At 69.3% G+C, this 13,701-nt stretch carries 15 protein-coding genes; 6 read left to right on the forward strand and 9 right to left on the reverse strand.

What is annotated here, in order from left to right; genetic code table 11:
- Positions 1–21: 21 nt before the first annotated feature.
- Positions 22–1,413, reverse strand: coding sequence for a DUF6350 family protein (locus tag DW298_RS12085; protein ID WP_136042726.1), 1,392 nt, complete (start codon positions 1,411–1,413; stop codon positions 22–24).
- A gap of 90 nt (positions 1,414–1,503) precedes the next feature.
- Between DW298_RS12085 and DW298_RS12090 the strand changes: the two genes are divergently transcribed.
- Complete coding sequence (locus DW298_RS12090) at positions 1,504–2,979, forward strand: NCS2 family permease (RefSeq protein ID WP_136042727.1); 1,476 nt, start codon at positions 1,504–1,506, stop codon at positions 2,977–2,979.
- 53 nt (positions 2,980–3,032) lie between these two features.
- Here DW298_RS12090 and DW298_RS12095 read toward each other — a convergent pair whose 3' ends face one another.
- Entirely contained in the window at positions 3,033–3,440 is a 408-nt protein-coding gene (locus DW298_RS12095; protein ID WP_342670893.1) for a VOC family protein, read from the reverse strand.
- Positions 3,441–3,510: 70 nt separating this feature from the next.
- Between DW298_RS12095 and DW298_RS12100 the strand changes: the two genes are divergently transcribed.
- The gene (locus DW298_RS12100) at positions 3,511–4,089 is read left to right on the forward strand and encodes a TetR family transcriptional regulator (protein ID WP_136042729.1); all 579 of its coding nucleotides are present in this window, start codon (positions 3,511–3,513) and stop codon (positions 4,087–4,089) included.
- Positions 4,090–4,182: 93 nt separating this feature from the next.
- Here the strand turns inward: DW298_RS12100 and sucD are convergent, their stop codons facing one another.
- From sucD to DW298_RS12115, 3 genes are all read right to left on the reverse strand, one after another.
- Complete coding sequence (gene sucD, locus DW298_RS12105) at positions 4,183–5,085, reverse strand: succinate--CoA ligase subunit alpha (RefSeq protein ID WP_136042730.1); 903 nt, start codon at positions 5,083–5,085, stop codon at positions 4,183–4,185.
- An 18-nt stretch (positions 5,086–5,103) separates the two neighbouring features.
- The gene (gene sucC / locus DW298_RS12110) at positions 5,104–6,270 is read right to left on the reverse strand and encodes an ADP-forming succinate--CoA ligase subunit beta (protein WP_029262293.1); all 1,167 of its coding nucleotides are present in this window, start codon (positions 6,268–6,270) and stop codon (positions 5,104–5,106) included.
- Positions 6,271–6,384: 114 nt separating this feature from the next.
- Positions 6,385–6,738 (reverse strand): DUF2510 domain-containing protein, encoded by a 354-nt coding sequence (locus tag DW298_RS12115; RefSeq protein WP_136042731.1) that lies wholly within the window; start codon positions 6,736–6,738, stop codon positions 6,385–6,387.
- Between the two features lie 59 nt (positions 6,739–6,797).
- On the opposite strand from DW298_RS12115, the gene DW298_RS12120 reads away from it, so the two are divergent.
- Together DW298_RS12120 and DW298_RS12125 are read left to right on the forward strand one after the other, a co-directional pair.
- On the forward strand, positions 6,798–7,457 hold the full coding sequence (locus tag DW298_RS12120) for a TetR family transcriptional regulator (protein WP_136042732.1): 660 nt from the start codon (positions 6,798–6,800) through the stop codon (positions 7,455–7,457).
- A gap of 63 nt (positions 7,458–7,520) precedes the next feature.
- A complete protein-coding gene (locus DW298_RS12125) occupies positions 7,521–8,756 on the forward strand; it encodes an acyl-CoA dehydrogenase family protein (RefSeq protein WP_136042733.1) in 1,236 nt (411 codons plus the stop codon).
- 133 nt (positions 8,757–8,889) lie between these two features.
- Here the strand turns inward: DW298_RS12125 and DW298_RS12130 are convergent, their stop codons facing one another.
- Positions 8,890–9,378, reverse strand: coding sequence for a hypothetical protein (locus DW298_RS12130; protein WP_136042734.1), 489 nt, complete (start codon positions 9,376–9,378; stop codon positions 8,890–8,892).
- Between the two features lie 64 nt (positions 9,379–9,442).
- Here DW298_RS12130 and DW298_RS12135 point away from each other — a divergent pair, with 64 nt between their 5' ends.
- Entirely contained in the window at positions 9,443–10,894 is a 1,452-nt protein-coding gene (locus DW298_RS12135) for an NAD(P)/FAD-dependent oxidoreductase (protein ID WP_136042735.1), read from the forward strand.
- 56 nt (positions 10,895–10,950) lie between these two features.
- The gene (locus DW298_RS12140) at positions 10,951–11,994 is read left to right on the forward strand and encodes an ATP-dependent DNA ligase (protein ID WP_136042736.1); all 1,044 of its coding nucleotides are present in this window, start codon (positions 10,951–10,953) and stop codon (positions 11,992–11,994) included.
- A gap of 46 nt (positions 11,995–12,040) precedes the next feature.
- On the opposite strand, the gene DW298_RS19665 is transcribed toward DW298_RS12140, so the two are convergent.
- The 3 genes from DW298_RS19665 to ligD are packed head-to-tail and all read right to left on the reverse strand — an operon-like array spanning position 12,041 to position 13,651.
- On the reverse strand, positions 12,041–12,280 hold the full coding sequence (locus tag DW298_RS19665) for a toxin (RefSeq protein WP_136042737.1): 240 nt from the start codon (positions 12,278–12,280) through the stop codon (positions 12,041–12,043).
- Complete coding sequence (locus tag DW298_RS12150; protein ID WP_136042738.1) at positions 12,277–12,540, reverse strand: ribbon-helix-helix protein, CopG family; 264 nt, start codon at positions 12,538–12,540, stop codon at positions 12,277–12,279. The genes DW298_RS19665 and DW298_RS12150 overlap by 4 nt, the downstream gene beginning before the upstream one ends.
- A gap of 37 nt (positions 12,541–12,577) precedes the next feature.
- The gene (gene ligD / locus DW298_RS12155; RefSeq protein ID WP_136042739.1) at positions 12,578–13,651 is read right to left on the reverse strand and encodes a non-homologous end-joining DNA ligase; all 1,074 of its coding nucleotides are present in this window, start codon (positions 13,649–13,651) and stop codon (positions 12,578–12,580) included.
- Positions 13,652–13,701 lie beyond the last annotated feature (50 nt).

A 13,701-nucleotide genomic window follows, 5' to 3' on the forward strand; every position in this document is an offset into this window, starting at 1 on the left:
CGGACCGCTCGCATGTCGTCGTCAGTCGCGCGGTTCCGCAGGATTCCGCGGCGGCGGGAGGAACCCGCGCACGTCATCGAGCGGAGCCGTGTCGTCCGCGGCGGACACGCCCGCGGAGGGCGCACCGGATGCCTCTCCCGCGATGACGACGGCGTTCGGGTCGAGCTCGGTCATCTCGGCGATCCAGCGGTCGGTCCGTTCCTCGGCGAGCTCATCGCGGTTCCGAGGAGAGAGCAGGAGGATGGCAGCCCCCACGAGAACCTCCGCGCCGAGCGCGAGAGCGAACGGATAGACCGCCGGCCCGACGACCGCCAGCCGCCCCGGACCCATCGAGCCGTTCGCGAGGGCCGCGGCGAGACCGCCGATCCCCGCGCTCAGGGCCGCGATGCCGACGGCGATCACCGCACGCTGCAGCATCCCGAGCGGCGTGCCCTCCCAGACGAGGCGCGAGCGCACCGCCCAGCCGGCGAACGCACCGGCGGCGATGGGGATGAGCACGACGATCAGCATCCAGATCGAGCTGTTCTCCGGCAGCAGCCCGAACACGGGGATGCCGGGGACCACACCGAGCTGCGTACCCGCGGGCGACACCGCCGTTCCGGCACCGACCGCGAAGCCGGGACCGGCGATCCACGCCGCCGTCCACACGAGCATGGTCGGCAGGTAGGCGAGCTGGGCGAGCGTCATCACCGTCGCGCCGAGGGCGTCGACCCTGGCGGTCTGGAACAGCGCCACCACCTCGCCGCCGCGGAACAAGACGGTCACAGCCAGGGCGAGGGCGGATGCGCCGGCGACCCCGACGAGCGCGAAGGCCGCCCCGCGCACGATCGCCGCCGGAACGGGCGCCCAGTCCTCGCGGGCGTCGAACCAGTCGTGCAGGCGGTCGAGGATGCCGCCGTCGCCGTCCTCCCACGCGACACGCACCGCCCCGCAGAGCACACCCACGAGGTAGACCGCGGCAGGCAGGATGATCGCCGGCGCCAACGGCGTCTGCGCCGCCTGCAGCCGTGCGCTCAGCGCGACCGCCACGGAGATGAGGGTGAACACCGCGGCTCCGGTGAGCGAGCCCAGCAGCCACGCGCCCGCCTTCGCCGCCCTGCTGCCCGAACGCGCGGCGAAGAGCAGTGTGAACAGGAGGAAGGCGAGCGGTGTGATCGACACGACGAAGTTCGCCGCCGCGGGTGGGATCGCGAGCGCGACCAGGAGCGCGTCCGGGATCGTGATCGTCAGCGGAACTCCGTGACCGAACTCCCAGAGGGTCCCGGTGAGCGGCCAGAGCGCCCCCCAGTCGGCCGTGACCCCGAAGGCGACCGTCCATAGCAGCGTCAGCGGTGCCAGCAGCACGACGAGACCGACCGCCGCGGCGATGGCGGCGTCGAAGGCGGCGAGGAGCGCGACGAGGAGGCGTTGCATAGCGTTTCGAGACTACGACGAGTTGCCGACGAAGCCCTGGGGGCGCGCGTGGGGTCGGCGACACGATAGCGTTTCTCCGGAGGTTTCCCGATGACAACTGCCCCGCCCGCCCCGGCATCCACCGAGCCCAAGAACTCGCTCGACCGCTTCTTCGAGATCAGCAAGCGCGGATCGACGATCGGTACCGAGATCCGAGGGGGTCTGGTGACGTTCGTCACTATGGCCTACATCGTGATCCTGAACCCGATCATCCTCTCCGGCAAGCCCGACGTCGCCGGGAACATGCTCGAGTTCAACGCCGTCGGAGCCGCCACCGCGCTGACCGCCGGTGTGATGACGATCCTGTTCGGTCTCGTCACGCGCCTCCCGTTCGGTTTCGCCGCCGGCCTCGGCATCAACGCCTTCGTCGCGTTCTCGGTCGTCGGCCAGGTGACCTGGCCCGAGGCCATGGCCCTGGTGATGATCAACGGTGTCGTCATCGTGCTGCTCGCCGCCACCGGGCTCCGGAAGGCGATCTTCGACGCCGTGCCTTTCCAGCTGAAGATCGCGATCACGGTCGGCATCGGCCTGTTCATCGCCTTCATCGGCTTCGTCAACTCCGGCTTCGTCACCGCGACCGGCGCCTCGTCGCCGCCCGTCGGCCTCGGGGTCAACGGCTCGGTCGCGACCGTGCCGACGCTGCTCTTCGTGATCACGCTCCTGCTCACGGGCATCCTCGTCGCGCTCAAGATCAAGGGCGGCATGCTGATCGGCCTCATCGGCGGCACGGTGCTCGCCGTGATCGTCGAGGCGATCTGGCACATCGGAGCCCGCGGCTTCGACGACGAGGGCAACGTGGTCAATCCGGGCGGCTGGGGACTCACCGTCCCGGCGCTGAACGGCTCCCCCGTGGGCATTCCCGACCTCAGCCTGATCGGCGCGGTCGACTTCAGCTTCGACCTCGGCAAGGTCAGCCTCGTGGCGATCGTGATGATCGTCTTCACCCTGCTGTTCACCAACTTCTTCGACGCCATGGGCACCATGACCGGCCTTGCGAAGGAGGCCAACCTCGCCGACGACAACGGCGACTTCCCCCGCATCAAGTCGGCACTGGTCGTCGAGGGTGTCGGTGCGATCGCCGGTGGAGCGACCTCGTCGTCGTCGAGCACGGTCTTCATCGAGTCCGGTGCCGGCATCGGCGAGGGTGCGCGCACGGGTCTCGCGAACGTCGTGACCGGCGTGGTCTTCCTGATCGCGATGTTCCTGACGCCTCTGACGTCGATCGTTCCGACCGAGATCGCCGCCGCCGCGCTGATCATCGTCGGAGCGATGATGATGGCGCAGATCCGCTACATCGACTTCAGCGACTTCCGCGTGCTGCTGCCGGTCTTCCTCACCGTCTCGGTCATGCCGCTGACCTACTCGATCGCGAACGGCATCGGCGCGGGCTTCGTGAGCTGGGTGCTCATCCACGCGTTCTCCGGCAAGGCAAAGACCATCAGCCCGCTGCTGTGGGTGGTCGGCGCCGGCTTCCTGATCTTCTTCGCCCGAGGGCCCATCGAGGCGCTTTTCGGCGTCGGGATCTGACCCGAAGCTGCACAAGAGGGGCGGATGCTGCGGCATCCGCCCCTCTTTCGTGCTCAGCTCCCGTACGCGGCAGCGAACTCGGCGGACGGCTCGATCGGCTCGATCACGTCGATCAGCACACCGCCGGGAGCCTCGACGATGAAGTGCCGCTGCCCGAAGGCCTCGTCCCGCAACGGCAGTCGCTCCGCCAGCCCCCGCTCCGCGACCAGCCGTGCATGCTCGGCTGCGGCATCGGGGACCTCGACGTTGAGCAGCAGTCCGCTCACGGGCTGGCGGAACCCGTGCGGGATGGTCTCGTGCGTGCGGTCGAGGATCGCGAGCTCACCGCCGTCGAAGCGCAAGCTCACGTACCAGTCGGCCTCGAAGGTCACTTCGAACCCGAGTTCCTCGCGATAGAACCGCGCCGCCTCGGCGACGTCGTCCACCATGAGCACCGGATAGAAGCTCGTGATCTCCATCATCTCCCCTTTACATACAGTGTGTTTGTATCCTTAGGCTAGAATACATACACACCGCACGTAAAGGAACCCCATGCCCCGAGCATCCGCCGCAGAAGCGGCTGAGACCGCACGCCGGATCCTCGACGTCGCCACCGCGCACTTCGCCGAACACGGATACGCCGCAGCGTCCGTCGACGAGATCGCCCAGGCGGCCGGTGTCACCCGCGGCGCCGTCTACCACCACTACTCGTCGAAGCCGCTGCTCTTCGCCGCCGTCGCTGCCGCACAGCAGGAGGTCGTCGCCGCAGCCATCGTCGCGGCAACCACGGACAGCACACCCGACACCGCACTCCGCGACGGCAGCCACGCCTTCCTCGACGCCATCACCCGAGGAGCGGCCTCGCGCGTACTGCTCGTCGACGGACCAGCGGTGCTGGGGTGGGAGGGGTGGCGGCAGCTCGACGCAGATGGCCCCGAGCAGGAGCTGCGCACCGGGCTGCGCGAGGCCGGGGTCTCCCCTGCGCTCCTCGAGCCGCTCACCGCAGCGCTGTCCGGAGCGATGAACGAACTCGCGCTCTGGCTGGCCGCGCATGCGAACGACGCCGACGCCCGGGAGCACGCCCACGGAGCCCTCGACGGCATCCTGGACGCCGTCGCTCCTCGGCGCTGACTCGTCCAGCACTCCCCCACGCCCCACCGCCGGCGCGCATGAAAGAAGGCCCCGGAGTGGAGTCCGGGGCCTTCAGATCAAGCGTAGCTCAGATCAGAGCGACTCGATGATCGCGCGCATCAGGTCTGCCGTCTCGGACGGCGTCTTGCCGACCTTGACGCCGGCGGCCTCGAGGGCCTCCTTCTTCGCCTGAGCGGTTCCTGCCGAGCCGGAGACGATCGCGCCGGCGTGACCCATGGTCTTGCCCTCGGGGGCCGTGAAGCCCGCGACGTAGCCGACGACCGGCTTGGTGACGTTCGCCTTGATGTAGTCGGCCGCGCGCTCTTCGGCGTCGCCGCCGATCTCGCCGATCATCACGATGGCCTTGGTCTCGGGGTCGGCCTCGAACGCGGCGAGCGCATCGATGTGCGTGGTGCCGATGACCGGGTCGCCGCCGATGCCGATGGCGGTGGAGAAGCCCAGGTCGCGCAGCTCGAACATCATCTGGTAGGTCAGGGTGCCCGACTTCGACACGAGGCCGATCGGTCCCTTGCCCGTGATGTTCGCGGGGGTGATGCCCACGAGCGCCTCGCCCGGCGTGATGATGCCGGGGCAGTTCGGCCCGATGATGCGGGTCTTGTTGCCCTTGCTCTGCGCGTAGGCCCAGGCCTCGGCCGAGTCGCCGACGGGGACGCCCTCGGTGATGACGACGAGCAGCGGGATCTCGGCGTCGATGGCCTCGATCATCGCGTCCTTCGTGAAGGCGCCGGGGACGAAGGCGATCGACACGTCGGCGCCGGTCTCCTTCATGGCCTCGGCGACCGAGGCGAAGACGGGCAGCTCGACGGCGTTGCCGTCCTTGTCGGTGTGCGAGACCGTGGTGCCGGCCTTGCGGGCGTTCACGCCACCGACGACCTGGGTGCCGGCCTTGAGCATCAGTGCAGTGTGCTTGGTGCCCTCACCGCCGGTGATGCCCTGGACGATGACCTTGGAGTCCTTGTTGAGGTAGATCGACATTCTTCTCGTCCTTCAGTCTCAGGCGTTGGCGAGTTCGGCGGCCTTGTCGGCGCCCTCGTCCATGGTGGCGGCCAGGGTCACAAGCGGGTGCGCGTACTCGGCGAGGATCGCGCGACCCTCGTCGACGCGGTTGCCGTCCAGGCGCACGACGAGTGGCTTGGAGGCCGTGGCGCCCAGCGTCTCGAGGGCACCCTTGATGCCGTTGGCGACGGCGTCGCACGCCGTGATGCCGCCGAAGACGTTGACGAACACGCTCTTGACCTGCGGGTCGCCGAGGATGACGTCGAGGCCGGCGGCCATGACCTCGGCCGAGGCGCCGCCGCCGATGTCGAGGAAGTTGGCCGGCTTGACGCCGTTGTGGTTCTCGCCTGCGTAGGCGACCACGTCGAGCGTGGACATGACGAGCCCCGCGCCGTTGCCGATGATCCCGACCTCGCCGTCGAGCTTCACGTAGTTGAGGCCCGACTGCTTGGCCTTGGCCTCGAGCGGGTCTGCGGCGTCCTTGTCCTCGAGCGCCTCGTGCTCGGGGTGACGGATCTCGGAGGCGTTGTCGTCGAGCGTGACCTTGCCGTCGAGCGCGATGATGTCGCCCTCTTCGGTGCGCACCAGCGGGTTGACCTCGACCAGCGTCGCGTCCTCGCCCTTGTAGACGTCGAAGAGCTTGACGAAGACGTCGGAGACCTTCTCGACGAGGTCTTCCGGGAAGTTCGCCGCGCGAGCGATCTCGACGGCCTTCTCCTTGTCGATGCCCGTGAGCGGGTTGACCTCGACGCGCGCGAGCGCCTCGGGGCGCTCCACCGCGAGCTCTTCGATCTCCATGCCGCCCTCGACCGAGCAGAGGCTCAGGTAGGAGCGGTTGGCGCGGTCGAGCAGCACGGAGAAGTAGAACTCCTCGGCGATGCGCGCACCCTGCGCGACCATGACTCGCTTGACGACGTGGCCCTTGATGTCGAGGCCGAGAATGGCCTTCGCTGCCTCGTACGCCTCGTCGGGGGTCTTGGCGACCTTGACGCCGCCCGCCTTTCCACGGCCGCCGGTCTTGACCTGAGCCTTGACGACGACCACTCCGCCGATCTTCTCGGCAGCCGCCCTCACCTCTTCAGGGGTGTCCGCGACGATGCCGGCGAGGACCGGCACTCCGTACTTTTCGAAAACGTCTCGTGCCTGGTACTCGTACAGATCCACTGTGGTTCCTTCACTGGGCTGCTGTCTGGTAATTCTCTCGATGTCGAGACATCGACCAGTCCCCCAGCCTACTACCTCGGCCTGGACGCTCCTGCGGCCACCGGGTCGCTCCGGTCAGCGCAGCGTCGGCACGCCCCAGCGCCTCGCCGGAAGTGCGACGAGACGGAGCTGGCGGGAGATCACGAACGGGGTGAAGACCAGGGCGGCACCGGTCGCGACGATCACGGGACGGATCACGACCACCGGCAGCGAGCCCCACAGCGCGAACAGGATGGACGCGACCAGGACGGCGGCGAGCACGAGTTCGCATATGAGGAGTTGCCGGCGTGTGGAGGCACTGTCCTCCGCCAGCGTCGTCTCGCGACCGCGCACCGCGATGCGATCGGTCCACCGCGCACCGTCCCACCACCGCAGGGTGCCGCGGCGGCGTGTCTCGTACCATCCGGCCGCAATCCCGCGCTCACTCACGCTCTCAGTATGACGGTCTCGCCTCGGCGTCTCCGCCTGCCGAGGTCTAGGCTTTCGCCATGCACGAATCCGCAGAACTGCGCACCGGCGTCGTGGCCGCAGCGCTCGAGCTCTTCAGCGCCCAGGGGTTCGACCAGACCTCGGTGGAGCAGATCGCCAAGGCCGCCGGCGTCTCGCGCTCGACCTTCTTCCGCCAGTTCGGCGGTAAGGAGGACGTGGTGTTCGCCGATCACGAGGTGCTCCTCGAGCAGCTCAGGGAGTTCCTCGACGAGGGGCACGACGACCCGTGGGGCGCGGTGTGCGCGGCATCCGAGTCGGTCTTCGCGCACTTCGCGCACGACCCGGAGCTCGCCCGGCGCCGCTACCAGATCGTGCGTGAGGTGCCCGTGCTGCGCGAACGCGAGATCATCACGGTGTTCCGCTACGAGCGGTTGTTCGACGAGTACCTGCGCGGCGCGCTTCCCGGCGTCGACCCGCTGGATGCCGTGGGCTTCGCCGCGCTCGTGACCGCCGTGCACAACCACGTGCTGCGCCAGCTGCTGCGGGGACGCAAGAAGGTGCCGCTGGCCACGCTGCAGACGGCGCTGGCCGATGTGCGCCGTCGCTACGGTGTGGCGGGCGACGCCACCACCGCCCCGGACGACATGGTCGTCGCGGTGTTCCCGCGGTCCATGCCGATCGCCGAGGTGTCCCGCCGCCTGCAGTCGGAGCTCGACTAGCCACTCCCGGGTCGTGGAACCGAGTATCGAGAGGTACGATACTCAGGTCCACGAAGGAGCCCCATGAGCGATGCAGCCACCCCGTTCCCCGGCGAGCGGGTCTCGTCGTACGACATCACCGCGCGTCAGGACAGCGACTACTACGCCGTCTTCACCGACATCCCCGCCGCCGACCGCGAGGCGTGGGACCGCGCGAAGTCCTACGTCGACGAGGTCGCACCGCAGATGGCGGATGCCTGGGACCGCGCGGAGTACCCGCTGGATGCGGCTCGTCGGATGGGTGAGATGGACCTCGTCGTCGACGGTGTCCAGCACCCCGCGCTCACGAGCCTGTCGCCGTTGGCCGCCGGGCTCGTGAATATGGAGATCTCCCGCGGCGACGGCTCGCTGGGCACGATCCTCGCCGTGCAGGGCGGGCTCGCCCTGCGCACGCTCGCCCTGTTCGGCTCACCCGTTCAGCAGGAGAAGTGGCTCACCGCTCTCGCCGACGGCTCGGTGCTCGGCTCCTTCGCGCTGACCGAGCCCGACCACGGCTCGGACTCCGTCTCCCTCGAGACCGTCGCCCGCCGCGACGGCGACTCCTGGGTCATCCGCGGCGCGAAGAAGTGGATCGGAAACGGCGCGTCCGGGGGCATCACGTTCGTCTGGGCCCGCGTCGACGACGAGGGCGCCGACGAGCACGGAGCGGTCCGCTGCTTCCTCGTCGAGCAGGACACCCCGGGCTACACCGGCAGCGTGATCCGCGGAAAGGCCTCGCTGCGCGCGATCCATCAGGCCCACATCGTCCTCGACGACGTGCGGGTGCCGCTCGACGCCGTGCTGCCGGGGACGAAGAGCTTCAAAGACGCCTCGACCGTGCTCTATGCGACCCGCTCCGGTGTCGCCTGGTCGGCGCTCGGGCACGCGACCGCCTGCTACGAGGCCGCGCTCGCCTACGCGACCCAGCGGGTGCAGTTCGGCAAGCCGCTCGCGAAGTTCCAGATGGTGCAGGAGCGCCTCACCCACATGCTCGAAGACCTCACCGCCATGCAGCTGTACTGCCGGCGGATGGCCGACCTGGAGACCGCGGGCGAGCTGCGTCCGACCCAGGCGTCGCTCGCGAAGTTCCACAACACGCGGGCCGCGCGACGCATCGCCTCGACCGCCCGCGACCTGCTCGGCGGCAACGGCATCCTGCTCGAGAACGGCGTCATCCAGCACATGGCCGACATCGAGGCGATCCACACCTACGAGGGCACGGAGAGCGTGCAGGCGCTGCTTCTCGGGCGTGACATCACCGGGATGAGCGCGTTCGCCTGACCGAGGTCGGCCGGGGTACGGTCTCGTCAGACCGGGCGCACCGCGGAGCCGACCGCGATCGCATCGGGGCCGGTCAGATCCGCGACACGGATCATCGGTCGCTCGACTCGACCGTGCGCGTCGGGGCTCACCGTCAGTCGCAGCCGCAGCCGCCGGACGGCGTCTTCACCATGAAGCACACGTCGCACACGCCGTAGTCACGCTCTTCGACGGGCTTCGGCGCCTTCTCGGCGCGGGGCGCGGAGACGCGCGGCGTCGTCGTGCGCTTGGCCGCGCGCGGTGCGGTCAACGGGATGAACTCGCTCGGGTGGCTGACGTAGAAGTACGGCGCCCGCCCCTCGCTCGGCTGCAGGCGCAACGGCGCGGATCCGACGACGAGTCGCTCATCCTCGGTGAAGCCGTTCGTGTAGGTGCGACCGATGTGCAACGGGGCGCCCTCACCGCGTCGGATCGCCTCGATGTAGCGACCACGGTCGATGAACGAGCTGATCCCGATCGCCTGGGTGATCTCCGCGATGAACGCGTGGTTCGACGGGTCGATGCGGTGCGCGCGCAGCGCTTCCTGGAGCGAACGGTATGGACGGGAGGTGCCTGCGGGGGTCGGCCCCTGTACTTCTTTCATCAGTTCCAGGATCGCACGCCGCAACCCCCTCTTTCGACCACTCGACGCGTGCGAGACTGGCGGCATGGCACGCGCGACGATCATCGGGTCCGGACCCAACGGCCTCGCCGCAGGGGTGGCGCTCGCACGCGCCGGCTACGAGGTGCGCGTTCTCGAGGCCGCCGACACGATCGGCGGCGGGCTGCGTACCCGGGAAGGCACGCTTCCCGGTTTCCGCCACGATGTGTGCTCCGCCGTGCATCCGGCGGCCGTCTCCTCGCCCTTCTTCCGCGCATTCCGGCTCGACGAGCGCATCGAGTGGATCCACCCGGACATCTCCTTCGCCCATCCGCTCGATGGCGGCGCTGCGGCCGTCGCCTGGCGTGACATCGATCGAACCGCTGCCGCCCTCGGAGTCGACCGCGACGCCTGGCTCACCCGCCTGCGCCCCCTCAGCACCCACATCGACGGGGTCACCGACTTCACGGGCAACCAGCTTCTCCGCATCCCCGCCGAGCCCCTCACCGCGGTGCGCTACGCGATCCGGATGCTCGACCAGGGCACTCCCCTGGCCCGCACCTCGTTCCGGACCGAGGAGGCCGCCGCCCTGATGTCGGGCGTCGTCGCGCACGCGAACTCCCCGCAGCCGACCCTCGCCGGTGCCGCAGCAGGGCTGCTCCTCGCCGCTCTCGCGCATGCGGGAGGCTGGCCCTACCCGCGCGGCGGTTCGCAGACCATCGCCGATGCACTGGTGGCCGACCTCGAAGCGCACGGCGGAACGGTCGAGACCGGTGCCCGCGTGAACGACCTGCGCACCCTCGACGCCGGCGACCCCTCACGCGGAGACGTGCTCCTGCTGAACACCTCCCCCCGGCTCGCACTCACCCACCCCGACGTGCCGACGGGCTATGCCAGGGCACTGCGCGGCTACCGCTACGGCGCCGCGGCCGCCAAGGTCGACTTCGCGCTCGACGGCCCCATCCCGTGGTCGAACCCGGAGGTGCGGAACGCCGTGACCGTGCATCTCGGCGGCACCCGAGAGGAGGTATGGGCGAGCGAGAACACCGTGGCCGTGGGTCATGTGAGCGAGAAGCCCTACGTGCTCGCGGTGCAACCCTCGGTCTTCGACCCGACGCGGGCCCCCGAGGGCAAAGCTGTCCTGTGGGCATACATCCATGTCCCGAACGGCTCCGACCTCGATCCCACCGAGCTCATCACGGCACAGGTCGAGCGCTTCGCGCCCGGCTTCCGGGACCTGATCCTGGCGCATCACGCGGTTCCCGCGTCGTCTCGGGAGGCCATCAACCCCGCGGAGATCGGCGGGGACATTTCCGGCGGCGTGTTCGACATGCGGCAGGCTCTCCGGCGTCCGGTGCTGTCCCCGACCCCCTGGCGCACCCCGATGCGCGGCGTGTACCTGGCGTCGGCGTCGACTCCACCGGGTCCCGCCGTGAACGGGATGGCCGGCTGGCACGCCGCCCGCACGGTGCTCCACGACGCCGGGACGCCGGCCGGGCTCGACGAGCTGTTCGGCTGATCCCGGTCGGCGACACCGGGGTACCGGAATCGAAAGTCCGCGGCCAGGATGGGACCATGCGCTACGAGATCCCCGCGCCGATGCTCGCCAAGGCCGTGCCGGCGGTTCCCGACCCGGCGAAGACCCCGGGCGGACTCCTGTTCGAACCCAAGTGGGACGGCTTCCGCGGCCTCATCGCGTGGGACGGCGAGACCGTGGAGATCGGCTCCCGGGGCGCGAAGCCGCTCACGCGGTACTTCCCCGAGCTGGTCGAGGCGATCCCGGAACTGCTGCCGGGACCGTGCCTGCTCGACGGCGAGATCGTGGTCGCCACGGGACCGCTCGGCTCGCAGCGCCTGGACTGGGAGGCCCTGAGCCAGCGCATCCATCCGGCGGCCTCGCGCGTCGCGAAGCTCGCCGTGGAGACACCGGCGACGTTCATCGCCTTCGATCTGCTCGCCGACGGCGACGAGGACCTGCTGACGCAGGCCTTCGAGACCCGTCGGGCCCGCCTCGAGACGCTCATGGAGGGCGTCGAGCACCCGCTGCACACCACCCGGACGACCCGGGACCGTGAAGCGGCCGTCCGCTGGCTCGCCGAGTTCGAAGGGGCGGGACTCGACGGCGTCGTCGCCAAGCCCCTCGACCAACCGTATGCGCCGGGGAAACGGACGCTGTTCAAGATCAAGCACGCCCGCACGGCCGATGTCGTGGCGCTCGGCTACCGCATCCACAAGTCCGGCTCGGGCGTCGGGTCGCTCCTGGTCGGCCTGTACGGCGACGACGGAGTGCTGCGACAGGTCGGCGGGGTCGCCGCCTGGAGCGATGTCCGGCGTCAGCAGCTCGTCGACGAGCTCGCTCCCCTGATCGAGCGCGACGACAGCGGCGAAGCGGTCACCGCCGAGGGCGAGCGCTCCCGGTTCAGCGGCAGCAAGGACGTCTCGTTCGTGCGGCTGCGCCCCGAGCGCGTGCTCGAGGTGCGCTACGACCAGCTCGAAGGCGCGCGCTTCCGCCACACGGTGCAGTTCGAGCGCTGGCGCCCCGACCGCGACGCCCGCTCCTGCACCTACGACCAGCTCGACACGGTCGCGGGCTACGACCTCGCGGACGTGCTCCGCTGACGGGGTCGTCGGAGAAGCCCCCGACATATCTCGTGCCCTCCGTCGTTCACGGGAGCAGAGCGATCATCTGAGGCCTCGCCGGCATCGCGTGGATGACGAGTTCGTGACCGCTGTCGAACACGAGAACAACGGTTTCCAACAGACGCCCTCGCGTATCGAATCCGAGTCGCAGCTGACGCGCAGGGCTGTCATCGTCCAGATCCTCTATCCACAGGGCCCAGGTTGCGGCCTGCACGATGTCGTCAGGCTCGACTCCGTGCTTGAGTGCGGCAGCATGGACTTTCACGCGGCTGCAGCCGACAACGCCTCGCGGATTACCTCAGATCGAGTTTTTCCTTCGCGTTCCGCGCGGGCGTCGAGCGCGGCAATCTCATCGAGAGTAAGCCGCAGCGCCACGACTTGTGAGGGCATCGCCCCACGTCCCGGCCGCCCGCGACCACGCTTCTTGAGAACGTCAGCGTCGTATCCGGCTTCCGCTTCTGCAGACCATTCAGCGATCTGCTCCTCGGTGACCGGACTGCCGTCGATGGTTTCGCGAGAGATCATAGAAATATTGTCATACGAAAATGCTCAGCCCGCAAGTTCAGTCCTTCTCGGCGGGAGTGCCGTCTTCGTCCCAGTTGGCGGCGACCTTCTTGCTCGGCTGCACCCGAGGGGGCTCCCCCGGCATCTTCGGGAATTCCGGCGGGAACGGCAGCTCCCCCAGCCCGTTCTCCTTGTCGCGCTCCCACCACTCCAGCAGCGTGTCGATGCGGCCGGAGGAAGCCTGCATCGTCGCCCAGGGATCGCCGACCTCCTCGAGGCGCTTCGGGATGCTGCGCACCGTGAACGTGCGCGGGTCCAGGCCGTCGAGCTCGTCCCACTCGACGGGAGTGGACACCGTCGCCCCCGGCAGCGCGCGCGGGCTGTAAGCACCGGCCATCGTGCGGTCGCGGTTGGCCTGGTTGAAGTCGACGAAGATCCGCTCCCCGCGCTCCTCCTTCCACCAGTTCGTGGTGACCTGTTCCGGCATCCGTCGCTCCAACTCGCGCCCGGCCGCGATCACGCCATGCCGCACGTCCAGGAACTCGTGCGTCGGTTCGATCGGTGCGAAGACATGCAGGCCGCGGTTGCCGCTGGTCTTGGCGAACGCCTCCAGCCCGGCCTCGCGCAGCACCTCGCGCAGCGTGTGCGCGGCAGTCACGGCATCCGCGAAATCCGTGCCCGGCTGCGGGTCGAGGTCGATGCGCAGCTCGACGGGGTTGTCGGCGTCGGTGGCCAGAGAAGCCCAGGGGTGGAAGACGATCGTGTTCATCTGCACGGCCCAGACGATCGCGCTCGCCCTGTTCAGCACGATCTGCGGATGCTGGCGTCCGCTGTTGTACGTGACGGTCACAGCGTCGACGAAGTCGGGTGTCCCCTTGGGCGGGTTCTTCGAGAAGAAGCCCTCCGCCCGCGGCCCCCCGGACGCGCCGACGCCGTCGCGGAAGCGCTCGAGCGACACCGGACGATTGCCGTTGGCCGCAAGGAAGGGTTCCGCGACGAGCTGCGCGTACTCGGCCAACTCGGCCTTCGTGACGCCGAGGTCTGGCCAGACCACGCGGTTCGGACTCGACAGCGCGACCTCGCGTTCCCCATCGGAGTCGGCGACGGTCAGAGTCACGCGTTCTGAGGCCATGCTCCGACCCTAGAGCGATGCTCCGACGGAAGGAACCCCCGCGCTTGCCC

Origin of the sequence: Microbacterium sp. A20, from assembly GCF_004794515.1 — a bacterium.
In the GTDB taxonomy this organism is placed as follows: Bacteria; Actinomycetota; Actinomycetes; order Actinomycetales; family Microbacteriaceae; genus Microbacterium.

What these genes read in the sequence shown, in the direction of transcription:
- DW298_RS12125 (WP_136042733.1), top strand. Translation starts at nt 7,521, where the DNA reads ATGAGCGATGCAGCCACCCCGTTCCCCGGCGAGCGGGTCTCGTCGTAC.
- DW298_RS12135 (WP_136042735.1), top strand. Translation starts at nt 9,443, where the DNA reads ATGGCACGCGCGACGATCATCGGGTCCGGACCCAACGGCCTCGCCGCA.
- DW298_RS12100 (WP_136042729.1), top strand. Translation starts at nt 3,511, where the DNA reads ATGCCCCGAGCATCCGCCGCAGAAGCGGCTGAGACCGCACGCCGGATC.
- DW298_RS12150 (WP_136042738.1), bottom strand. Translation starts at nt 12,540, where the DNA reads ATGATCTCTCGCGAAACCATCGACGGCAGTCCGGTCACCGAGGAGCAG.
- DW298_RS12090 (WP_136042727.1), top strand. Translation starts at nt 1,504, where the DNA reads ATGACAACTGCCCCGCCCGCCCCGGCATCCACCGAGCCCAAGAACTCG.
- DW298_RS12130 (WP_136042734.1), bottom strand. Translation starts at nt 9,378, where the DNA reads ATGAAAGAAGTACAGGGGCCGACCCCCGCAGGCACCTCCCGTCCATAC.
- DW298_RS12095 (WP_342670893.1), bottom strand. Translation starts at nt 3,440, where the DNA reads ATGATGGAGATCACGAGCTTCTATCCGGTGCTCATGGTGGACGACGTC.
- ligD (WP_136042739.1), bottom strand. Translation starts at nt 13,651, where the DNA reads ATGGCCTCAGAACGCGTGACTCTGACCGTCGCCGACTCCGATGGGGAA.
- DW298_RS12140 (WP_136042736.1), top strand. Translation starts at nt 10,951, where the DNA reads ATGCGCTACGAGATCCCCGCGCCGATGCTCGCCAAGGCCGTGCCGGCG.
- sucD (WP_136042730.1), bottom strand. Translation starts at nt 5,085, where the DNA reads ATGTCGATCTACCTCAACAAGGACTCCAAGGTCATCGTCCAGGGCATC.
- DW298_RS12085 (WP_136042726.1), bottom strand. Translation starts at nt 1,413, where the DNA reads ATGCAACGCCTCCTCGTCGCGCTCCTCGCCGCCTTCGACGCCGCCATC.
- DW298_RS12120 (WP_136042732.1), top strand. Translation starts at nt 6,798, where the DNA reads ATGCACGAATCCGCAGAACTGCGCACCGGCGTCGTGGCCGCAGCGCTC.